This is a genomic window from Pseudomonas sp. YL2, from assembly GCF_023063025.1.
Taxonomy (GTDB): Bacteria; Pseudomonadota; Gammaproteobacteria; order Pseudomonadales; family Pseudomonadaceae; genus Aquipseudomonas; species Aquipseudomonas putida_A.
Genome location: NZ_JAJSLU010000017.1, coordinates 75,736 through 97,246, shown reverse-complemented (window position 1 = coordinate 97,246; position 21,511 = coordinate 75,736). Strand labels below are relative to the sequence as shown.

The window sequence follows — 21,511 nt, the reverse complement described above, 5'->3', positions numbered from 1 at the left end:
TATCAGTCCAAAAAGACCTCTGATTTATATCCTGTGCACCATTTAATTTCATAACTGCGACATTTTGCGCTGTTCCTGTGCGCAAATCGTTTGTTACAGTCCGGCTCAATCGCTTCCAACGACAATAAATTTGCCGAGACTTTTCCCATGATCAAATCCGTCGAATCCTTCCTCGCCCGCCTGAAAAAACGCGACCCGGATCAACCCGAATTCCACCAGGCCGTCGAAGAAGTCCTGCGCAGTCTGTGGCCGTTTCTCGAAGCCAATCCGCGTTACCTGACCTCGGGCATTCTGGAGCGTATCTGCGAGCCGGAGCGTGCGGTGGTGTTTCGCGTGTCGTGGGTCGACGATCAGGGCAAGGTCCAGGTCAATCGCGGTTTCCGCATTCAGATGAACAGCGCAATCGGCCCGTACAAGGGCGGCTTGCGCTTCCATCCTTCGGTGAACATGGGCGTGCTGAAGTTTCTCGCCTTTGAACAGACTTTCAAGAACTCCCTGACCTCGTTGCCCATGGGCGGCGGCAAGGGCGGTTCGGACTTCGATCCGAAGGGCAAGAGCGACGCCGAAGTCATGCGTTTCTGCCAGGCGTTCATGAGCGAGCTGTACCGCCACATCGGCGCGGACGTTGACGTGCCGGCTGGTGACATCGGTGTCGGTGCGCGGGAGATCGGTTTCCTGTTTGGCCAGTACAAACGCCTGAGCAACCAGTTCACCAGCGTGTTGACCGGTAAAGGCATGACCTATGGCGGCAGCCTGATTCGCCCGGAAGCCACCGGTTTCGGTTGCGTGTACTTCGCCGAGGAGATGCTCAAGCGCCGCGGGCAGACCGTCGAAGGCAAGCGCGTGGCGATCTCTGGTTCCGGCAACGTCGCGCAGTACGCGGCGCGCAAGGTCATGGACCTGGGCGGCAAGGTGATTTCGCTGTCGGACTCCGAAGGCACGCTGTACTGCGAATCGGGCCTGAGCGAAGAACAGTGGCAGGCGTTGCTGGAACTGAAAAACGTCAAACGCGGACGCATCAGCGAACTGGCCACCGCGTTTGATCTGGAATTCCGCGCCGGTCAGTTGCCGTGGTCGCTGCCGTGCGACATTGCGCTGCCCTGCGCAACGCAGAACGAGCTCGACGCCGACGCCGCACGCACTCTGCTGCGCAACGGCTGCGTGTGCGTGGCCGAGGGCGCGAACATGCCGACCACCCTGGAGGCTGTGGATATCTTCATCGAGGCCGGCATTCTGTTTGCACCGGGCAAGGCGTCGAACGCCGGCGGGGTTGCGGTCAGCGGGCTGGAAATGTCGCAGAACGCCATGCGCCTGCTGTGGACCGCTGGCGAGGTGGACAGCAAGTTGCACGCGATCATGCAGTCGATCCACCACGCTTGCGTGCATTACGGCGAAGAGGACGGGCGGATCAACTACGTCAAAGGCGCGAACATCGCCGGCTTCGTCAAAGTCGCCGATGCGATGTTGGCCCAAGGCGTGGTTTAAGCCGGTTCGATGCGAATCACTTCAATCAGCTGATCGCCAGCGGGGCGCTGCCACAGCACTTCGTCATTGAGCCAGGCGCCGAGCAGCGCCCGGCCCAGCGGCGAAGCCCAGTTGATCAGGCCTTGGCTGGCGTCGGCCTGATCTTCGCCGACCAGTTGCACCCGACTTTCGGTGTCGTGTTCGTCGGCGTAGGTCACCCAGCTGCCGATCTGCACTTTATCGGTCGAGATCGCCGGGGCCGCGACCTGTGCGCTGGCGAGGCGTTGGTTGAAGTAGCGCAAATCTCTTTCGAGATCGGCCTGGCGCTGCTTGTCGGCCTGTTCGCCCTTGGCCGATTGCTCGGCGTGCAGGGCTTGCAGTTCGGCGACTTTGGCCTGCAACTGCACCAATCCTTGGGGGGTGACGTAATTGGGCTGCGCACTGACCTGCCGTTCGACGGGCTGATCGGCTTGCGCAGCGGCGTTATCTTCGTTGACGAAAGCGCGGCTCATGCTGTCCTCCTCTGCAAAGAGTTTGGGCCATGGTCGCCGGCATTTGGTTTCACTGGATGTCTGGAAGCGACCTATTGCGAGCGATAAGCCCGCCCGGCGTCCTGATCTTTCTGCTGCTGCCAGGCGCGCTCGCGTTCGTCCCAGTGCTCGTTGCGATACTCTTCGCGATCCTTGTTTTCCAGCATTGCCTGACACTGGCGGAAGCCGTCGGTCCAGCCTTCGGCGTATTGCTTGTCCTTGAGATAGCGCGGCACGTTCTTGCGAAACTCGCCACTGATCGAACCGGCGGCTTGCCGACCACTGACGCAGCCATCATCAAAACCGTCGGCGAAGGCCGGTGGATAACCTTTGGCGATCAAGTCTTCATGGGTGGTCTGGCAACCCCCGAGCAACAGCAAAACACCCAGCAATCCCACACACCGCCACATCGCACTCTCCCGCGCCGATTCTCGGCTGATAGGGAAAGTCTAGAAGCGGATTCGTCGGGCGTTGGTGAAAGACATGTAAGTAATTCGTTGAATACCGGAGAGACGTGTGGGAGCGGGCTTGCTCGCGAAAGCGGTAAATCAGTCGAGATTTGAATCGCCTGACACGACACCTTCGCGAGCAAGCCCGCTCCCACAGGGGGTATTGATTAGGCTTCAGATCAGTAGTGGTACCACTTCACCTCAAGCATCACTTCGGTTTCCGGTGTCGCCACATGACTGAACTCACGCTGTGCCGTCAGGCGCAAACCGAGGTTGCGCGACAGCTCCCATTGCTGATTCAGGCTCAAGCTACGGCGCACTTCACCATTGAAGAAGTAATCGCCCTTGGCTTCCAGGCTGAGATTGCCCAACGGGTTTTTCCACAACACGCCGGTATTGAAACCGCCGGCCGGGGAGACGAACTCGGCGAAGTCATTGTTGTGTTCAACGCGCACGGTGCCGAGGGCAAAACCCAATACGTCATCACCTAACGCCCAGGTACCGCCACCACCACCGTTGACGTGGCTGACCAGCGTCTCGTCATCATGCTTGCCTGGCACTCGCTCAAGGCCACCGGTGACTTGCCACGACAGTGGCTGCAGCAGCTCATTGCGCGGGGTCAGCGAGCGGATGGTCGCCAGGTCCAGTTGCTGGAACTGCCACTGGTTGCCTTTGTATTGACGCAGCTTCATCTGCAGGATTTCGATTTGCGCGCCGAGGGGGAAGCTTTCGGCGTTGTCGTTAAGGTCGTGATAGGCCATGCGCAAACCGTACTCGCCGAACGCACGGTCGCCACGGGTGCCGAGTCCGGCCTGCCAGGTGCGTGATTCGTGGCCGTCTTCGGGCAGGCCCGGTTGTGGAATCTGCAACTCCGGCGCCGGGTTCTTGTTGATCGCCCGCAGCAGTTCGAAGCTGCGCTGTGCACGTTGCGCATCACGTTCCTGCCCGTTGGCGCGGTAACGCTCCAGACGATAGGCGGCATCGATGATCAGCGCCTGACGATCCCGGGGCAGGGCTTTGAAGGTCGGCTCCTGCAACACCTGTTGATCGGCGCTGACCTTCAGCACCCATTGCTGTTCTTCCTTATTCAACGGCTCGGCGCGGCTGAGCAGTTCACGCTCGCGGGACGGGCGATATTCGATGCTTTCCACCAGCCCGGCTTCTTTCACCGCTTTGACCGTATCGGTAGGGATGGCAGTCAGCGGGAATTGCTCGGTCAGGCGCAGGCTTGGACGTGCCACTTGCAGCAGTTCGAGCAGGCGATAGGAGCAGTTTTCGTCGAAGAAGAAATAGTCGAACTGGATCTGCTTCAGCTCCCACACATGCTCGACCATGCGCGCGGTTTCTGCTTGGGTCAGGTTCAGCCGGTATTCCCACAGATCGCGGTTTTCCAGGCTGCGGTACTCGGAGAGTTTTTCCTGGTACGGCACCAGTGCGAACAGCCCGGGATAGCCACCCATCAAGCCCTTCCAGGCGTAGAGAATGCTGTTGTCCGAGCCTTCGATGTAGGCGCCGAAATTGATCGCATAACTCAGCAGCGAAGTCTTGTCGCTTTGCACGTCAGCCTGGTCGATGCGCAGCAGGGTGTGGCCGAACATCGACGACGGGCTGTTGAGGTAGGCCGCCGGGAAGATCATCACCGCGCTGTGCGGCGAGACGTCCTTGAACCACTTCTTGAATTCGGCGCAATCGGGGGCGGGCAGATCGGTCAGGTTGAGCTGGGCTTTCAGCCAGCGCGTACGCGCCGGGTAGACGCATTGCGCGTGTTGCTCGCCGAGACTGGCCGGGGCGTACAGCGCCTGCACGGTGGCGGCCAGCTCATGGTCGGGGTGTTCGTTGCCATCGGGCGCAAGAAAGAATTTCCTGTCGCTGACATAGCTGCGCCAGCCGCCAAGCTTGGCGGTTTCGTAATGACCGAGGGAAATCCAGAAGCGGTCGTTGGCCAGTTGCTGCAAACGTTGAGGGTCGATGTGAGGCGCGGCGGACAGCGGGGCGCAGACACAGAGCGCCAGCCAGGCAAGGCGTTTGAGCATAGGTGGCAACTTAAGTCGAAAAGAAACAAAAGACCCAAGGAGGGCAGGTCCAAAAAAACAAAACCCGCTTCCCGAAAGAAGCGGGTGGGGTCGAGCTTAAGCCTGAGTTGCGTACTTGGCCAGACGTGGGTCCGACTTCAGCACGGCCAGGGTGTTGGTATGCACGTCTTCTGCGGTCACGTCAGCTTTGCTGAAGATCTGCTGGAAGTGCTCGTGAGTGACAGCAGCGAAGTGCGCACGGTCTTCCGGCGCCACGCCCAGTACCACGGCGTAGGTCGTCAGCGCTTCGCCGTTGCCCTTGGCCATGTCTTCGGACAGCTCGTTCATCATGCCATTCATGGCGAACCAGGATTTACCGCCGTAGGTCAGCGACGCGTTGGTCGAGCAACCGTTGGTGCCGGAAGTCATACCGAACGTAGCGTTACCGGAGGTGCCGTTAGTGGTGGATGCCAGGAAGTGTGCCGGGGTGCCACGCTGACCTTCGAACAGCATGTTGCCCCAACCGCAATCCGGGCCACCCGGGGCTTGCGCCATGGCGTTGATGGAAACAGCGGTGAAGAGAGTACCGAGAAGAATCCGTTTCATAGCTTTGTTCTCTTTGTGTGCATACCAATGGACAGGGTTCTGACACCTGACGGTGCCAGTGGGCCAGTATTCGTTCCAGCCGCGCAGTTTGGAGTTTAGGCACGTTCCTGGGGTTCCGTGAGTTTTTACAAAAGATTTGGCGATAACCCCGATTTGCCGGGGGGCGGGGCAGGGTCACCCGGTTGTCTATGCTTTGTCGTGTGGCGCGCCTTGCCAGTGGGGCACGGGCAGCGCCAGAATGCCGCTATCCGCCCCGCCTGATTGTTAAGGAAGCCCGATGCCTGATCCTGTTGCTGCCAGCCTGCGTATAGCGCCCGAAGCGCTGACTCGTCCGTTTTCCGCTGAACAGTTCAGCTTCACTACCACCAATGATCTGGAGCCCTTTCGCGGTGTGCTCGGCCAGGAACGTGCGGTCGAAGCCTTGCAGTTCGGTGTGGCGATGCCACGCCCCGGTTACAACGTCTTTGTCATGGGCGAGCCCGGCACTGGCCGCTTTTCGTTCGTCAAACGCTACCTGAAGGCCGAAGGCAAGCGCCTGCAGACCCCGGCGGACTGGGTCTACGTCAATAATTTCGATGAGCCGCGCGAGCCCCGCGCGCTGGAATTGCCTTCTGGCACTGCGGCTTCGTTCATCGGTGACATCAACGGCCTGATCGATAACCTGCTGGCAACCTTTCCGGCCGTGTTCGAACACCCGTCCTACCAGCAGAAGAAAAGCGCCATCGACCGCGCCTTCAACCAGCGCTACGACAAGGCCCTCGATATCATCGAGCGGCTGGCGCTGGAGAAGGACGTCGCCCTGTACCGCGACAGCAGCAATATCGCCTTCACGCCGATGCTTGAAGGCAAGGCGCTGGATGAAGCGGAATTCGCCCAATTGCCGGAAGCCGAGCGCGAACGGTTTCACGAAGACATCTCCGGCCTCGAAGAGCGTCTGAACGAAGAACTCGCCAGCCTGCCGCAGTGGAAGCGTGAGTCGAACAATCAACTGCGTCAGCTCAACGAGGAAACCATCACCCTGGCCTTGCAGCCGTTGCTCTCGCCGTTGTCCGAGAAGTACGCGGAGAACGCTGCGGTCTGCGGTTACCTGCAAGCGATGCAGGTGTACTTGCTGAAAACCGTGGTCGAGCAACTGGTCGACGACAGCAAGACCGACGCCGTGGCGCGCAAGCTGCTGGAAGAGCAATACGCGCCGAGCCTGGTGGTCGGTCATCCGGCCAGCGGCGGGGCGCCGGTGGTGTTCGAGCCGCACCCGACTTACGAAAACCTGTTCGGGCGCATCGAGTACACCACCGATCAGGGCGCGCTTTACACCACTTACCGGCAGTTGCGCCCAGGTGCTTTGCATCGCGCCAACGGCGGCTTCCTGATCCTTGAAGCGGAAAAAATGCTCAGCGAGCCGTTCGTGTGGGACGCGCTGAAACGCGCCCTGCAATCGCGCAAGCTGAAAATGGAATCGCCGCTGGGCGAGATGGGCCGTTTCGCCACGGTGACCCTCAACCCGCAACACATTCCGTTGCAGGTCAAAGTCATCATCATCGGCGCGCGACAGTTGTATTACACGCTGCAGGACCTGGATCCGGACTTCCAGGAGATGTTCCGCGTGCTGGTCGACTTCGACGAAGACATCCCGATGGTCGACGAAAGCCTGGAGCAATTTGCCCAGTTGCTGAAAACCCGTACTTCGGAAGAAGGCATGGCACCGCTGACCGCCGATGCGGTAGCGCGTCTGGCGACCTACAGTGCACGGCTGGCCGAGCATCAGGGGCGTTTGTCGGCGCGGATCGGCGATCTGTTCCAACTGGTCAGCGAGGCGGACTTCATCCGTCATCTGGCCGGCGATGAAATGACCGATGCCGGGCACATCGAGCGTGCGCTGAAAGCCAAGGCCACTCGCACCGGTCGGGTCTCGGCGCGGATTCTCGACGACATGCTCGCCGGGATCATCCTGATCGACACCGACGGCGCGGCGGTCGGCAAGTGCAACGGGCTGACTGTGCTCGAAGTGGGTGATTCGGCGTTCGGTGTGCCGGCGCGGATTTCCGCCACGGTGTACCCGGGCGGCAGCGGTATCGTCGACATCGAGCGCGAGGTCAACCTCGGTCAGCCGATCCACTCCAAGGGCGTGATGATCCTCACCGGGTATCTGGGCAGCCGTTACGCGCAGGAATTCCCGCTGGCGATTTCCGCGAGCATTGCGCTGGAGCAATCCTACGGTTACGTCGATGGCGACAGTGCGTCGCTGGGCGAGGCCTGCACGCTGATTTCGGCGCTGTCGAAGACGCCGCTCAAGCAGTGCTTTGCGATCACCGGCTCGATCAACCAGTTCGGCGAAGTGCAGGCAGTCGGCGGGGTCAACGAGAAGATCGAAGGTTTCTTCCGCCTCTGCGAAGCCCGCGGGCTGACCGGCGAGCAGGGCGCGATCATTCCGCAGGCCAACGTCGCCACGCTGATGCTCGACGAGAAGGTGCTGGCGGCGGTGCGCGCCGGGCAGTTCCACGTGTACGCGGTGCGTCAGGCTGACGAAGCGCTGAGCCTGCTGGTCGGCGAGCCGGCCGGTGAGCCGGATGCTGACGGTCAGTTCCCTGAAGGCAGCGTCAACGCGCGCGTGGTCGAGCGTCTGCGGGTGATTGCCGAGATGATCAGTGAAGACGATCTGAAAGAGGCGGAAAAGGAACTGGCGCAGGAGGCACTAGCCGAAGCCAAACCAGCCTGACCGCAAACGCGGTAAAAACTGTGGGAGGGGGCTTGCTCCCGAAGGCGGTGTACCAATCGACACATTAGTTGATTGAGACATCGCCTTCGGGAGCAAGCCCCCTCCCACAGTTGTTTTCCCAGATTGATTTTTGTGGTGATCTTCGGGAAAAGTGCCACTACTCTGACGTCAGAATTCACACAATGACCATTCGGCGCCTTCTGGTTCTATCCAGCTTGCGCGGCGGACTTTTCTTCTATTCTCTGCTCAAGGACATCGACAGTATCACTGGATCGAAACAGCCTTCGCGTGAAGGCTGAATACAGGCTTTACCGAGGGTCGCCGCCATGTCGCGCAACCTCTGCCTCACCCGTCAGTGCCTGGGTCTTGTGACCCGCATCGAATGCGCCATCAAACCGTTGGCCGGCGATAACGGCATGTGGACCTTGCTCTTCGCTGCCGGCATGGCCGGCGAACAACCCTCCGCCATCAAGGCCCAGGGCCCGTTTCACGGGCCGGTCGCCGCCGAGTCGATTCTCGACACTATTGTGGAAAGCCTGACGATGCACGGCTACGAGCTGGCCGACGATCCGCAGATCTGGAGCCTGCACCTGCAGGCACAGTTGCGCCAGATCAATGGCGGGCGTGGGCGTACGGTCGGCGTGTTCGACCACTAGGCGCAGTCATGGCGCGGTGTCGGACTGCTGCGCCTTGTCGAGTTTGACCTCAAAGCCGTATTGCACGGTATTGAGCTCGGTCCGCTGATAGGTCTCCACGTGCGTTGGACGACCATAGAAGTAATGCACGCCGAACAGCGCCGGGCCATCCGCACTCGCGTCATGACTGACCGATAGAATCTGTTTCAGGTAGTTGCCGCTGTCGTCCTTGACGAAGAATCGCCAGGCGTTGGCCGGAAACAGTTTCAGGTCCACCACCAACGTGTTGTTCTTGATCTCCAGGCCTTTGGGCAGGGATTTGGCGTCGTAGGCTTTTTTCTCCACGCTGGCGAGAAACAGCGGCATCGACCCCACGGCAATCGCCGGGGTTTCCGGAAACAGGTTCAAATCGTAAGTGATGGTCGCCTGCAGCGGATCGACCTGATACGCCTCGGGTGGCAGTTCGATCGGCTCATCGAGTTTGCCGCTGCGTTTCTCGGTGAAGAACGTCACGGGACTCTCGCCGGGGCTGAAATCATCACCGAGCAATTCATCGTTGAAGGTTCGCCGGTGAGAGAACTCGATGCGTGCAGCGCTCGGATCTTCCACGGACTGATGGATGCGGATACCAGCCTTCAACGCTTCCTCGGTGAGGCTCGCGCCTTTGAGCCAGTTCGGCGCCAGATCGTCATAGACGACCACCGCCGGGTCCAGCGGTTGGATGGCTTTTTCGGTGGTGTGCTGGCTGAAAGTGCGCACTGGCAGATCCAGTGTTTTGCGGGTCACGGTTGCCGAGGAGAAATCCAGCACGCTGACTTCGAGGGTGTCGATGGGGCCGTTGAAGTAGACCTTGTTGTAGCGGCGCGGATGCTGCTGCTCGAAGGTCTGCTGTTCGTCCTCGAGCTGTTTTTCCAACGCCTCGCTCCAGGTTTTCTGCTGTTGCAGATGCGCCAGTTGTTTCTCGTAGAAAGCGACTTGTGCCGGGCTCTCATTGATTGAGCCGGCGCGCACCAGGTATTGCCCGCTGGTGTCACGGGCCTGAACGATGACTGGATTGAGCTGCGCACCCTCGACCTCAGGGGCCAGTGGCAGGCTGTTGCTGAATTCGACTTCGGCGTAGTTCTTTTCAAGCTTCAGCAGGGTGACGCTGAGGTTGTCATCGGTGCGGGTCTGGCCGACGTCCTTCTGGCTCAGGTTGAAGCTGAACAGGCGGCGCGGCGCGATGACTTCGACTTTGCCTTGCAGGGTCACCGGTTGTGGCTGGCTCTTCTTGTCCACGTCCAGCCCTTCGATGAACGGGTAGGTCACGGTCAGGTCATCGGGGTTGTTGACGTTGGAGCTGGACGGGCTCAACTGAATGCCGGGATCGGTTTCCGACCACTCCGGCTGATAGGCGATCACGCGCTTGTTGCTCAGGGTCACCGACTGCCATTCCACGCCGTGCGGGAATAGAAAGCCGCCGGGAATGTTCAGGTTGAACGGGAATACCGGTTGCAGGTCGGTAAGGTAATCGGAGCTGGCGTCCTTGTGCAGCACGAACAGGCCGTTGATAAAGGTATCGACCAGCGCCTGCGGCGAAGGGTAGTGCTTGAGGATGCCGAGGGTGTCTTCGCCGTAGACGGTTTTCAGCGGGGTGCTGTCGAGCTTGAGCTGCGCGCGTTCGAGCAGCAGCAGCGAACCACCGAGCTCGGTCACGGCGTCCTTGAGTTTCGGGTCGGTAATGGCGTCCAGTGAGTGTTCGAAGGTTGCCGTCTTCGCGTCGAGGCTGACCGAGGGCTTTTTCTCATCGCCGGGTGAGCAGCCACCCAGCAGCAGAACGAGGCAAACTCCGGCAGTCGTCAACGGTAATCGCACATGCATTTCCAGTCGTCCTGTCCACTTTCGCTAGGCGGTCAATGGTTTGGACAGTAGCAGAAAAAAATTCACACACACACGCAGGTTGCGGTGATGGGAGGTGCGAGCCGGGCGGTTTCTGGCGGTCACGGGCGGCTGGTATACTCGCCGCCGATTTCAATCCTTATTGTGTGAGAGTCAATGGAACGCTTTATCGAAAATGCAATGTACGCCACGCGCTGGCTGCTGGCGCCGATCTATATCGGGCTGTCCCTCGGGCTGCTGGCGCTGGCATTGAAATTCTTCCAGGAAGTGTTTCATGTCATTCCCAACGTGTTTTCCATGGCCGAATCGGATCTGATTCTGGTGCTGCTGTCGCTGATTGACATGGCGCTGGTGGGCGGCTTGTTGGTGATGGTGATGATTTCCGGCTACGAGAACTTTGTGTCCGAGCTGAACATCGACGAAGGCAAAGAGAAGCTCAGCTGGCTGGGCACCATGGACTCCTCGTCGCTGAAGATGAAAGTGGCGGCGTCGATCGTGGCGATTTCCTCGATCCACCTGCTGCGGATCTTCATGGATGCCAAGAACGTCGATCCCGAGCACCTGATGTGGTACGTGATCATCCACATGACCTTCGTGATTTCGGCGTTCGCGATGGGTTATCTGGACAAGCTCACCAAGCACTGATCATTGGCTGATCGCTGCAAAAACACCGCCCGTCTGTTGCGAAACAGACGGGCGGTGTCGTTTGTGGCTTGTGCTTTGGTGCGCGCGGGCATATCCCTGTAAGGGTCCTGGCTCGCCACCGCACGAGGTGCGTTCATGAACCTGCAAGAGTTGAATGCGTTTGCCATCGCCAGAAAGGTCGATGAGCTGAACCTGATCTCCATGGAGGGCGGGATTTATCTGCTCGAAGCGCGGATGCACGGGGCGGCGTATCCGCTGAGTGATCTCAAGGGCGAGATGCTGCAGCTGCGTTCGGTGGAGCATGCACGGGATCTTTTGCATAACTTTCCGGTGCTGCCGTTCAACCTTGTGCACACCTCGGTGCACGACGAAATGTGCGGCCTGGGCGGCAGCGTCGATGAAAGCCTGAAAGTGCCACTGGCCTGGCGTTCGGCCCTATAGGCCTTGCGCCCCATCGCCGGGCATCTGTGCTAGTCTGCTCGCCCTTTTGGTTCCGGGCGCGCCGGGACGCGCTGTGCACGCACGGCAAGTCTGATGGCCGTCCGCACAGCGGAGCAGTGTCATGTCCGAAGTAAATCTGTCCACCGACGAAACCCGCGTCAGCTACGGTATTGGCCGTCAGCTGGGTGACCAGCTGCGCGACAACCCGCCACCGGGTGTCAGCCTGGACGCCATCCTGGCCGGTCTGACCGACGCATTCGCCGGCAAGCCAAGCCGTGTCGATCAGGAAGCCATGTCCGCCAGCTTCAAGGTTATCCGCGAGATCATGCAAGCCGAAGCCGCCGCCAAAGCTGAAGCGGCTGCCGGTGAAGGCCGTGCTTTCCTGGCTGAAAACGCCAAGAAAGAAGGCATCACTACTCTGGCTTCCGGTCTGCAATTCGAAGTGCTGACCCAGGGCGAAGGCGCCAAGCCATCCCGTGAAGACACCGTGCGTACTCACTACCACGGCATGCTGATCGACGGCACTGTGTTCGACAGCTCCTACGATCGTGGCCAGCCGGCAGAATTCCCGGTGGGCGGCGTGATCGCCGGCTGGACCGAAGCTCTGCAACTGATGAACGCCGGCAGCAAATGGCGCCTGTACGTGCCGAGCGAACTGGCTTACGGCGCTCAAGGCGTCGGCAGCATCCCGCCGCACAGCGTTCTGGTATTCGACGTCGAGCTGCTGGACGTTCTGTAATGCCTGGCCTGTCCCGGTGACAGGTCAATAATGTGGGAGCGGGCTTGCTCGCGAAGGCGTCCTTTCAGGCAATCATCCGTTGCCTGACACACCGCTTTCGCCAGCAGGCTGGCTCCCACAGTTTTTTCCGCGCTACTCATATTTCGATCTTGTGATGCAGCTCATTGGTCGGGCGCAAGGCCCGGGCATAGCAGAACAGGAACAGATTGCGCACCAGCTCCTTGAGCACCAGCGGTTCGCTGGAATTCAGGCTGCTGACGTCCAGATCACCCTGATCCTGCAGCTCATGCAGGGCTTCTTCTTCCAGTACCGCACAGACTTCGCCGGTTTCCCGATGCAGGATCCTGAGGTACGGGTGTGGGCGGTCCAGCCAGGCATCGATCAAATAAGTCATGGGTCTCATCTCCTTGAAAGGCTTCAATGAGAATAATTCTTATTCGTCAAATAGCAAGTGCCTATTGGCGGAATGCGATTTTTTCCGGGTAAAGATTGCGTAAGGTCAAAACGGCTGGCGTCTGGCTATTACGCGAGAATGCGGGGGCTGGCGGGGAGGGTGACGCACCATCCCGCGGCGGGGCACGGGATGGCTGACAGCAGGATCAGACCTTTCTGACGAACTCGGACTTGAGCTTCATCGGGCCGATGCCATCGATCTTGCAGTCGATGTCGTGGTCGCCATCGCACAGGCGGATGTTCTTGACCTTGGTGCCGACCTTGACCACCAGCGAAGTGCCCTTGACCTTCAGGTCCTTGATCACGGTGATGGTGTCGCCGTCCTGCAGCACGTTGCCGACCGAATCTTTCTTCACGGCATCATCGGATGCCACTTCGGCTTCGCCGTTGGCCGACCACTCGTGGGCGCACTCAGGGCAGATCAGTTGGGCACCGTCTTCGTAGGTGTATTCGGAATTGCATTTCGGGCAGGGTGGCAACGTGCTCACTAAGGCTCCTTGATAGGGGATCGCTAAAAGTCGCACATTGTATAGGGTTTTACGCGCAGGAGGGCATAGCGACAGAAACAACTGTGGGAGCGGGCTTGCTCGCGAATGCGGTGTGTCATTGAACATTAATGTTGAATGACAGGTTGCTTTCGCGAGCAAGCCCGCTCCCACAGAAGGCAGATCAGTGCGTGCGGGCGACCGCAAATTCGCTCAGTTCCACCAGTGCATCGCGGTATTCGCTGGCCGGCAGCGCGTCGAGGCACTTGATCGCACGGGCTACGTAGTCGCGGGCCAGTTGCGCGGTGTACTCCAGCGAACCCGAGGCTTCCACGGCGATGCGGATGCTTTCGAGGTCTTCGATCCCGCCTTTCTGGATCGCCTGACGTACCAGAGCAGCTTGCTCCGGCGTACCTTCGCGCATGGTGTAGATCAGCGGCAGGGTCGGCTTGCCTTCGGCCAGATCGTCACCGACGTTCTTGCCCAGAGTCTCGGCATCGCCCTTGTAGTCCAGCAGGTCGTCGACCAGTTGGAACGCCACGCCGAGGTGATCACCGAAGGTGCGCAGGGCTTCGCTCTGCTCGGCGGTGGCACCGGCCAGTGCGGCGGCGCTGTGGGTCGAGGCTTCGAAAAGCATCGCGGTCTTGCCGCGGATGACTTCCATGTAGGTTTCTTCGGTGGTGCTGGCGTCGCGTACCTTGGACAGTTGCAACACTTCGCCTTCGGCGATGATGCGCGTGGCCTGGGACAGGATCTTCATCACCGGCATCGAGCCCAGCTCGACCATCATTTCGAACGAGCGCGAGTACAGGAAGTCGCCGACCAGCACGCTCGGGGCGTTGCCCCACATGGCGTTGGCGGTCGAGCGGCCACGGCGCATGCCGGACATGTCGACCACGTCGTCATGCAGCAGGGTCGCGGTGTGCAGGAATTCGATGGTGGCGGCCAGCAGGCGCATGTCGTCGCCTTCGCGACCCAGGGCCTTGCCGCACAGCAGCACCAATAAAGGACGCAGGCGTTTGCCGCCGGCCGAGGTGATGTAATCGCCGATTTTCGATACCAGCGGCACTCGGGAAGTCAGCTGCTTCTTGATGATGCCGTCGACGGCGTTAAAATCGTCCGCCACCGCGCGGTAGAAAGCTTGGGGTTGCATCAGCGACAGTTGCTCCAGAAGGGTTGCGCGGCATGCTAGGACCCACACCGGGGCCTGTCAAGGCGCGATGGACGGCCCCTTGCGTGACTCTCGCGGCTTGCGTACAATCGCGCACCCTGAACTTCCTGGGCAGCACCTGCCTTACGCAATTGCACTTGGGCCGTTCCAGCCCCATGCAGCCATGCCAGCCAATACCTCTTCTTATAAAGAGCTGGGTGAGCAGGATTATCGGAGAAATACCATGTACGCAGTAATCGTTACCGGCGGTAAGCAATACAAGGTCGCTGAAGGTGAATACCTGAAGATCGAAAAACTGGAAGTCGCTACTGGCGAATCCGTGACTTTTGACCGCGTTCTGCTGGTCGCCAATGGCGACGACGTGAACATCGGCGCACCTGTTGTTGCTGGCGCAACCGTCAAGGCTGAAGTGATCTCCCAAGGTCGTCACGATAAAGTCCGCATCATCAAGTTCCGTCGCCGTAAGCACCACATGAAGCGTATGGGCCACCGCCAGTGGTTCACCGAGATCAAAATCACCGGTATTCAGGCTTAATTACAGCCTAATTCCTCACTAGGAGAATTGAACTCATGGCACACAAAAAAGCTGGTGGTAGTACCCGTAACGGTCGCGACTCAGAAGCCAAACGCCTTGGCGTGAAGATGTATGGCGGCCAGGTCATCAAGGCCGGCAACATCATCGTGCGTCAGCGCGGCACCCAATTCCACGCTGGCTACGGCGTTGGCATGGGTAAGGATCACACCCTCTTCGCGAAAATCGAAGGCGTGATCAAGTTTGAAGTAAAAGGCGCCTTCGGTCGTCGTTACGTGAGCGTTGTCGCGGCTTAATCGCGAGATCGCTGGAAGAGCCCTGTCTTGCGACGGGGCTTTTTCGTTTGTGGGGTGAGTCTCTTGCAAAACTGTTTGTATGGGCTGTCGGCGTGCGATGCAGGTCGTGGTTTGGGGTCGCTGCGCTCATTTTTGCAAGAGTCTTATGTCTTGATTGTTTTTCGGCTCGTCCGTATGGCGAGAGGCGTTGAGTTATGAAGTTTGTAGACGAAGTATCGATCCGCGTAAAAGCTGGCGACGGCGGCAATGGCTGCATGAGTTTCCGTCGGGAAAAATTCATTGAAAACGGCGGCCCGAACGGCGGTGATGGCGGTGACGGCGGTTCCATCTACATGATGGCCGACGAAAACCTCAACACCCTGGTCGACTACCGTTACACCCGGCACTTCGATGCCGAGCGTGGCTCCAACGGCGGCAGCACCGATTGCACCGGCAAGAAGGGTGAAGACCTGATCCTGCGCGTGCCGGTCGGTACCACCGTGATCGACTCGGCCACCCAGGAAGTGATTGGCGACCTGACCAAGGCCGGCCAGAAACTGATGGTGGTGCAGGGCGGTTGGCACGGTCTGGGCAATACCCGTTTCAAATCCAGTACCAACCGTGCGCCGCGCCAGACCACTCCGGGCAAGCCGGGTGAGCAGCGCGACCTGAAACTGGAAATGAAAGTGCTGGCTGACGTTGGTCTGCTGGGCTTGCCGAATGCCGGTAAAAGTACCTTTATCCGTTCGGTGTCGGCGGCCAAGCCGAAAGTTGCCGACTACCCGTTCACCACGTTGGTGCCGAACCTGGGCGTGGTCAGCGTTGACCGCTGGAAAAGCTTCGTCATCGCCGACATTCCGGGGCTGATCGAAGGCGCTTCCGACGGTGCCGGCCTGGGTATTCGCTTCCTCAAGCATTTGGCGCGTACGCGTCTGTTGCTGCACCTCGTCGACATGGCGCCGCTGGATGACACCAGCGCACCGGACGCGGCTGAAGTGATCGTCAACGAGCTGGTCAAATTCAGTCCGTCGCTGGCCGAGCGTGATCGCTGGCTGGTGCTGAACAAGTGCGACCAGATTCTCGAGGAAGAGCACGAAGAGCGCGTCAAGGAAATCGTTGATCGCCTGCAGTGGGAAGGTCCTGTCTACGTGATCTCGGCCATCGCCAAAGAAGGCACCGAGCGCCTGACCCGCGACATCATGCGTTATCTGGAGGATCGTGCCGATCGCCTGGCAAACGACCCGGCGTACAAGGAAGAGCTGGCCGATCTCGATCAGCGCATCGAAGACGAAGCCCGTGCACAGTTGCAGGCGCTGGATGACAAGCGTGCTCTGCGTCGCAGCGGCGTGAAGTCGGTCCACGACATCGGCGACGATGACTGGGACGAAGAAGATGTGGATGATGAAGACGGTCCGGAAATCATTTACGTGCGCGACTGATTCGTTGCAGTAAACTTAAGCGCCGCTCAATCGAGCGGCGTTTTAGTATCTGGAAATCGCAAGTCACAAATAACGACATGGGCGGCGCTGGGTCGCGCTGCCCTCAAGCTAAGGTTGAAGATGATGCGGAGCAAGGTGACAGGTGCGCAGCGTTGGGTCGTGAAGATCGGCAGCGCTTTGCTGACAGCTGATGGCAAAGGGCTGGATCGTGCGGCAATGAGTGTCTGGGTCGAGCAGATGGTCGCCCTGCATGAGGCAGGTGTCGAGTTGGTGCTGGTGTCCTCCGGGGCGGTGGCTGCCGGCATGAGCCGTCTGGGCTGGACCGCACGACCCAGTGCGATGCACGAGCTCCAGGCTGCCGCGGCAATCGGTCAGATGGGCTTGGTGCAGGCCTGGGAATCGAGCTTTGCCGAGCATGGCCGGCACACCGCGCAGATTCTCCTGACTCACGATGACCTGTCCGACCGCAAGCGCTACCTCAACGCCCGCAGCACCCTGCGTGCGCTGGTCGAGCTGAAAGTCATCCCGGTGATCAACGAAAACGACACCGTGGTCACCGACGAAATCCGTTTCGGCGACAACGATACGCTGGCGGCGCTGGTGGCCAATCTGGTCGAGGCCGATCTGCTGGTGATCCTCACCGATCGCGACGGCATGTTCGACGCCGACCCGCGCAATAACCCTGATGCGCAACTGATTTACGAAGCGCGCGCCGATGATCCGACGCTTGATGCGGTGGCGGGCGGCACCGGTGGCGCGCTTGGGCGTGGCGGCATGCAAACCAAGCTGCGTGCGGCGCGTCTGGCGGCGCGCTCCGGGGCGCACACGATCATCGTTGGTGGGCGTCTGGAGCGAGTACTCGATCGCCTGAAGGCTGGCGAGCGCATCGGTACGCTGCTGTCGCCTGAGCGCGGCATGCTGGCGGCGCGCAAGCAGTGGCTGGCCGGGCATCTGCAAACGCGCGGCACGCTGGTGCTGGACGAAGGCGCGGTGTCGGCGTTGTCGCAGGGCAACAAGAGTCTGTTGCCGGTCGGCGTCAAATTGGTCCAGGGCAGCTTCCGCCGTGGCGAAATGGTGGTCTGCGTGGCGCCGGACGGTCGTGAGATTGCCCGTGGCCTGGCCAACTACAGTGCGCTTGAGGCGCAAAAAATCATTGGTCAGTCGTCAGATGCAATTGTCGGCGTGCTGGGCTACATGGCTGAGCCGGAACTGGTTCATCGTGACAATCTGATTCTGGTCTAAGGGAAAATACGCATGCGCATGGCTAAAGGATTGTTGGGTCTGCTGATGGCGCTGCCATTGCTGGCCTCGGCCGAGGAAATCGGTCAGGTGTCGACGGTGTTCAAGTTCGTCGGCCCGAATGACCGGATCGTGGTCGAGGCTTTCGATGATCCGAAGGTCGACGGTGTGACCTGCTACCTGTCTCGCGCCAAGACGGGTGGGGTGAAGGGGGGTCTGGGTCTGGCCGAGGATCGCGCCGAGGCGTCGATCGCCTGTCGTCAGGTCGGTCCGATCAAGTTCAAGGGCGAATTGAAGGATGGTGATGAGGTGTTCAAGGAGCGCACATCGCTGGTGTTCAAGACCATGCAGGTGGTGCGTTTTCTCGACAAGAAGCGCAATACGCTGGTGTACCTGGTTTACAGCGATCGCGTGATCGAAGGCAGCCCGCAGAATGCGGTGACCGCGATCCCGATCGTGCCGTGGGTGCCCGTCCAGCAATAACACCGCAAATCCAGAGCGTGGGAGCGGGCTTGCTCGCGAAGAGGTCGTGTCAGTCGCTAGAGATGTCGGCTGACAGATTGCATTCGCGAGCAAGCCCGCTCCCACTTTTTTGAGTGCGGGATTCACCAAATCGCAGGCAATAAAAAACCGACCCTAAGGTCGGTTTTTTAATGACTACGTCGATTAAGCAGCTTCTTTCAGTGCCTTGACGTGGCCATTCAGACGGCTCTTATGACGAGCAGCCTTGTTCTTGTGGATGATGCCTTTATCGGCCATACGGTCGATAACTGGCACAGCCAGAACGTATGCAGCTTGAGCTTTTTCAGCGTCTTTTGCGTCGATGGCCTTAACTACATTCTTGATGTAGGTACGAACCATGGAACGCAGGCTGGCGTTGTGGCTGCGACGCTTCTCAGCCTGTTTTGCACGTTTTTTGGCGGAAGGTGAGTTGGCCACCGTCGAGCTCCTCGAAAGACTTTTTAGGAAATAGCAAACAAAATAGGCCGCGAATCATGCCGATGAAGAGAAGTCTTGTCAAGGGCGCTTGAAACGTTCCGCTAAGTGGTAGGTGTAAAGAGGCGGGATATTTATTTCCGGCGCTTGACCTGTAAACTCGCGAGCTTTGGCTCTGTGCTGTTGCGGCGCAGAGTATCGCACAAGTAGGCGCATTGTTCGCCTGCTGTTTATCGACAGGCACACATTCCCTCAATGAATCTGCTCAAATCGTTGGCCGCCGTCAGCTCTATCACCATGCTTTCCCGGGTTCTCGGGTTCGTCCGTGACACGCTCATCGCTCGCACGTTCGGCGCCGGAATGGCCACGGACGCCTTCTTCATTGCCTTCAAATTGCCCAACCTGCTGCGGCGAATCTTCGCCGAGGGCGCGTTCTCGCAGGCCTTCGTACCGATTCTGGCGGAATACAAAAGTCAGCAGGGTGAAGAGGCGACCCGTACTTTTATTGCTTATGTATCGGGCCTGCTGACGCTGGTGCTGGCATTGGTCACCGCGCTGGGCATGATCGCCGCGCCGTGGGTGATCTGGGCCACGGCGCCGGGGTTTGCCGATACGCCGGAAAAATTCCAGCTCACTTCCGATCTGCTGCGGGTGACGTTCCCTTATATATTGCTGATCTCCCTGTCCTCGCTGGCCGGGGCGATCCTCAATACCTGGAACCGATTTTCGGTACCAGCCTTCGTGCCGACTCTGCTCAACGTCAGCATGATCGTGTTCTCGCTGTTCCTGACGCCGTATTTCGATCCACCGGTCATGGCTCTCGGCTGGGCGGTGCTGGTCGGTGGTCTGGCGCAGCTGCTGTACCAACTGCCGCACTTGAAAAAGATCGGCATGCTGGTGCTGCCGCGCCTGAATCTGCGCGATAGCGGCGTCTGGCGAGTGATGAAGCAAATGCTGCCGGCGATCATCGGTGTCTCGGTCAGCCAGATTTCGCTGATCATCAACACCATTTTCGCCTCGTTCCTGGTGGCCGGTTCGGTGTCGTGGATGTATTACGCCGACCGTTTGATGGAATTGCCGTCCGGTGTGCTCGGCGTAGCGTTGGGCACTATTTTGCTGCCTACGCTGGCCAAGACTTATGCGAGCAAGGATCGTCACGAATACTCGCGGATCCTCGACTGGGGCCTGCGCCTGTGCTTCGTGCTGGTGTTGCCGTGTGCGCTGGCGCTGGGGATTCTCGCCGAGCCGCTGACCGTGTCACTGTTCCAGTATGGCCAGTTCAGTGCGTTTGATGCGTCCATGACCCAGCGTGCGCTGATTGCCTATTCTGTCGGTCTGCTCGGAATTATCGTGATCAAAGTGCTGGCGCCGGGCTTTTACGCGCAACAGAACATCCGCACCCCGGTAAAAATCGCAATCTTCACACTGGTGTGCACACAGCTGTTCAACCTGATGCTGATCGGCCCGCTGGCTCACGCCGGGCTGGCGCTGGCGATCAGTGCCGGTGCCTGTCTGAATGCCGGGCTGTTGTTCTATCAACTGCGCAAGCAAAAGATGTATCAGCCCCAACCGGGCTGGTACATGTTCGGCTTCAAGCTGGTAGTGGCGGTAGCGGTGATGTCGGCGGTATTGCTGCTGGGCATGCATTTCATGCCGGCCTGGGATCAGGGGCACATGCTGGAGCGCTTTCTGCGTCTGGGGGCGCTGGTGGTTGCTGGTGTGGTGGCGTATTTCGGTATGTTGCTGCTGCTCGGTTTCCGTCTGCGCGATTTCAATCGCAAGGCGTTGAGCTGAGGTTTCAGCCTTTATAACCGGGCAAGGGCCGGCAGTTTTGTCGGCTCGATCACTTTGCGTTACGGTGTTGCCTGTCGTCGACCGTCGGGTGTGGTTATAATCGACCACTTTATGAGCAAGAAGCGCGTTATGCAGCTGGTTCGAGGCCTCCACAACTTGCGCCCCCAGCATCGGGGCTGCGTCGCCACTATTGGCAACTTTGACGGTGTTCACCGTGGTCACCAGGCTATCCTGGCCCGGCTGCGTGAGCGTGCGCTCGAGTTGGGCGTACCCAGCTGCGTGGTGATTTTCGAGCCGCAGCCACGGGAATTCTTTGCCCCGGAGACCGCTCCGGCGCGTCTGGCCCGCTTGCGTGACAAGCTGCAGCTGCTGGCCGCCGAAGGCGTCGACCGGGTGTTGTGCCTGGCTTTTAATCAGCGCCTGAGCAAGCTCAGCGCCAGTGAATTCGTCGATACCATCCTGGTGGACGGTCTCGGCGTGCAGCATCTGGAAGTCGGCGACGATTTCCGCTTTGGCTGCGATCGCCTCGGCGATTTCGATTTTCTGCTGCAGGCCGGCCAGGTCCACGGGTTTACCGTGGAAGCCGCGCAAACCGTCGAGCTGGACGGCATTCGCGTCAGCAGCACTCAGGTGCGCAACGCGTTGGCCGCCGCCGATTTTGCCTTGGCCGAACGCCTGCTCGGCCGCCCGTACCGGATCGCCGGTCGCGTGCTGCACGGTCAGAAACTGGCCCGGCAACTGGGTACGCCCACTGCCAACATTCAACTCAAGCGCCGTCGCGTACCGTTCACCGGGGTTTACCTGGTGGATGTGGACATCGACGGCAAGACCTGGCCTGGCGTCGCCAACATCGGCGTGCGGCCTACGGTCCAAGGTGATGGCAAAGCCCACCTTGAAGTTCATCTACTGGATTTTGCCGGCGATCTGTATGACCGGCGTCTGACGGTGGTTTTCCACCAAAAGCTGCGTGAAGAGCAGCGTTTCGCCTCCCTGGAGGCACTGAAAACGGCGATCAACGCGGATGTCGCCGCCGCCCGTGCACTAGCCGCACCTAGCGCCCATCGCTAATGAA

At 59.7% G+C, this 21,511-nt stretch carries 22 protein-coding genes; 13 read left to right on the top strand and 9 right to left on the bottom strand.

All coding sequences use genetic code 11. From position 1 onward, the window contains the following. Positions 1 to 147 precede the first annotated feature (147 nt). Positions 148 to 1,485 (top strand): NADP-specific glutamate dehydrogenase, encoded by a 1,338-nt coding sequence (gene gdhA, locus LVD08_RS21840; RefSeq protein ID WP_247269233.1) that lies wholly within the window; start codon positions 148 to 150, stop codon positions 1,483 to 1,485. Here the strand turns inward: gdhA and LVD08_RS21835 are convergent. From LVD08_RS21835 to LVD08_RS21820, 4 genes are all read right to left on the bottom strand, one after another. Further along, complete coding sequence (locus LVD08_RS21835) at positions 1,482 to 1,976, bottom strand: GreA/GreB family elongation factor (protein WP_247269232.1); 495 nt, start codon at positions 1,974 to 1,976, stop codon at positions 1,482 to 1,484. The two genes, gdhA and LVD08_RS21835, sit on opposite strands and share 4 nt — an antisense overlap. 71 nt (positions 1,977 to 2,047) lie before the next feature. After that, complete coding sequence (locus tag LVD08_RS21830) at positions 2,048 to 2,404, bottom strand: hypothetical protein (RefSeq protein WP_247269231.1); 357 nt, start codon at positions 2,402 to 2,404, stop codon at positions 2,048 to 2,050. A gap of 218 nt (positions 2,405 to 2,622) precedes the next feature. Then, complete coding sequence (locus tag LVD08_RS21825) at positions 2,623 to 4,476, bottom strand: Lnb N-terminal periplasmic domain-containing protein (protein ID WP_247269230.1); 1,854 nt, start codon at positions 4,474 to 4,476, stop codon at positions 2,623 to 2,625. A gap of 96 nt (positions 4,477 to 4,572) precedes the next feature. Beyond that, on the bottom strand, positions 4,573 to 5,061 hold the full coding sequence (locus tag LVD08_RS21820) for a DUF3015 domain-containing protein (protein ID WP_007909797.1): 489 nt from the start codon (positions 5,059 to 5,061) through the stop codon (positions 4,573 to 4,575). A gap of 277 nt (positions 5,062 to 5,338) precedes the next feature. On the opposite strand from LVD08_RS21820, the gene LVD08_RS21815 reads away from it, so the two are divergent. Both LVD08_RS21815 and LVD08_RS21810 read left to right on the top strand, forming a co-directional pair. After that, positions 5,339 to 7,777 carry a Lon protease family protein gene (locus LVD08_RS21815; RefSeq protein WP_027612829.1) on the top strand — a complete coding sequence of 813 codons (2,439 nt, stop codon included), beginning with the start codon at positions 5,339 to 5,341 and terminating at the stop codon, positions 7,775 to 7,777. 326 nt (positions 7,778 to 8,103) lie between these two features. Beyond that, the gene (locus LVD08_RS21810; RefSeq protein WP_007963794.1) at positions 8,104 to 8,433 is read left to right on the top strand and encodes a PA4575 family protein; all 330 of its coding nucleotides are present in this window, start codon (positions 8,104 to 8,106) and stop codon (positions 8,431 to 8,433) included. Between the two features lie 6 nt (positions 8,434 to 8,439). Here LVD08_RS21810 and LVD08_RS21805 read toward each other — a convergent pair whose 3' ends face one another. Continuing rightward, on the bottom strand, positions 8,440 to 10,272 hold the full coding sequence (locus tag LVD08_RS21805) for a hypothetical protein (protein ID WP_247269229.1): 1,833 nt from the start codon (positions 10,270 to 10,272) through the stop codon (positions 8,440 to 8,442). A 174-nt stretch (positions 10,273 to 10,446) separates the two neighbouring features. Here LVD08_RS21805 and LVD08_RS21800 point away from each other — a divergent pair, with 174 nt between their 5' ends. The 3 genes from LVD08_RS21800 to LVD08_RS21790 all read left to right on the top strand — a co-directional run bounded on the left by LVD08_RS21800 (position 10,447) and on the right by LVD08_RS21790 (position 12,115). After that, positions 10,447 to 10,935 carry a TIGR00645 family protein gene (locus LVD08_RS21800; RefSeq protein ID WP_007963798.1) on the top strand — a complete coding sequence of 163 codons (489 nt, stop codon included), beginning with the start codon at positions 10,447 to 10,449 and terminating at the stop codon, positions 10,933 to 10,935. A gap of 135 nt (positions 10,936 to 11,070) precedes the next feature. Next, positions 11,071 to 11,376: a DUF6482 family protein gene (locus LVD08_RS21795; RefSeq protein WP_027612827.1), complete on the top strand. Its 306-nt coding sequence runs from the start codon at positions 11,071 to 11,073 to the stop codon at positions 11,374 to 11,376. 121 nt (positions 11,377 to 11,497) lie between these two features. After that, positions 11,498 to 12,115 (top strand): FKBP-type peptidyl-prolyl cis-trans isomerase, encoded by a 618-nt coding sequence (locus tag LVD08_RS21790; protein WP_003228367.1) that lies wholly within the window; start codon positions 11,498 to 11,500, stop codon positions 12,113 to 12,115. A gap of 136 nt (positions 12,116 to 12,251) precedes the next feature. Here LVD08_RS21790 and LVD08_RS21785 read toward each other — a convergent pair whose 3' ends face one another. The 3 genes from LVD08_RS21785 to LVD08_RS21775 all read right to left on the bottom strand — a co-directional run bounded on the left by LVD08_RS21785 (position 12,252) and on the right by LVD08_RS21775 (position 14,206). After that, a complete protein-coding gene (locus LVD08_RS21785) occupies positions 12,252 to 12,509 on the bottom strand; it encodes a PA4570 family protein (RefSeq protein WP_003228365.1) in 258 nt (85 codons plus the stop codon). A 205-nt stretch (positions 12,510 to 12,714) separates the two neighbouring features. Next, entirely contained in the window at positions 12,715 to 13,056 is a 342-nt protein-coding gene (locus tag LVD08_RS21780) for a zinc ribbon domain-containing protein YjdM (protein WP_003228364.1), read from the bottom strand. Between the two features lie 181 nt (positions 13,057 to 13,237). Next, positions 13,238 to 14,206, bottom strand: coding sequence for a polyprenyl synthetase family protein (locus tag LVD08_RS21775; protein ID WP_003228362.1), 969 nt, complete (start codon positions 14,204 to 14,206; stop codon positions 13,238 to 13,240). A gap of 241 nt (positions 14,207 to 14,447) precedes the next feature. On the opposite strand from LVD08_RS21775, the gene rplU reads away from it, so the two are divergent. From rplU to LVD08_RS21750, 5 genes are all read left to right on the top strand, one after another. Then, a complete protein-coding gene (gene rplU / locus LVD08_RS21770; RefSeq protein WP_003228361.1) occupies positions 14,448 to 14,759 on the top strand; it encodes a 50S ribosomal protein L21 in 312 nt (103 codons plus the stop codon). A gap of 35 nt (positions 14,760 to 14,794) precedes the next feature. Then, positions 14,795 to 15,052, top strand: coding sequence for a 50S ribosomal protein L27 (gene rpmA, locus LVD08_RS21765; protein WP_003228360.1), 258 nt, complete (start codon positions 14,795 to 14,797; stop codon positions 15,050 to 15,052). A 194-nt stretch (positions 15,053 to 15,246) separates the two neighbouring features. Then, a complete protein-coding gene (gene cgtA / locus LVD08_RS21760) occupies positions 15,247 to 16,470 on the top strand; it encodes an Obg family GTPase CgtA (protein ID WP_003228358.1) in 1,224 nt (407 codons plus the stop codon). Positions 16,471 to 16,593: 123 nt separating this feature from the next. Continuing rightward, the gene (gene proB, locus LVD08_RS21755) at positions 16,594 to 17,712 is read left to right on the top strand and encodes a glutamate 5-kinase (protein WP_027612826.1); all 1,119 of its coding nucleotides are present in this window, start codon (positions 16,594 to 16,596) and stop codon (positions 17,710 to 17,712) included. A gap of 12 nt (positions 17,713 to 17,724) precedes the next feature. Beyond that, entirely contained in the window at positions 17,725 to 18,192 is a 468-nt protein-coding gene (locus LVD08_RS21750) for a CreA family protein (protein WP_003228353.1), read from the top strand. Positions 18,193 to 18,375: 183 nt separating this feature from the next. Here LVD08_RS21750 and rpsT read toward each other — a convergent pair whose 3' ends face one another. After that, a complete protein-coding gene (gene rpsT / locus LVD08_RS21745) occupies positions 18,376 to 18,648 on the bottom strand; it encodes a 30S ribosomal protein S20 (RefSeq protein WP_003228351.1) in 273 nt (90 codons plus the stop codon). Between the two features lie 252 nt (positions 18,649 to 18,900). Here rpsT and murJ point away from each other — a divergent pair, with 252 nt between their 5' ends. Together murJ and ribF are read left to right on the top strand one after the other, a co-directional pair. Continuing rightward, positions 18,901 to 20,439 (top strand): murein biosynthesis integral membrane protein MurJ, encoded by a 1,539-nt coding sequence (murJ, locus tag LVD08_RS21740; RefSeq protein ID WP_027612825.1) that lies wholly within the window; start codon positions 18,901 to 18,903, stop codon positions 20,437 to 20,439. 129 nt (positions 20,440 to 20,568) lie between these two features. Next, positions 20,569 to 21,507 (top strand): bifunctional riboflavin kinase/FAD synthetase, encoded by a 939-nt coding sequence (gene ribF, locus LVD08_RS21735; RefSeq protein ID WP_003228347.1) that lies wholly within the window; start codon positions 20,569 to 20,571, stop codon positions 21,505 to 21,507. The last annotated feature ends 4 nt before the right edge of the window (positions 21,508 to 21,511 follow it).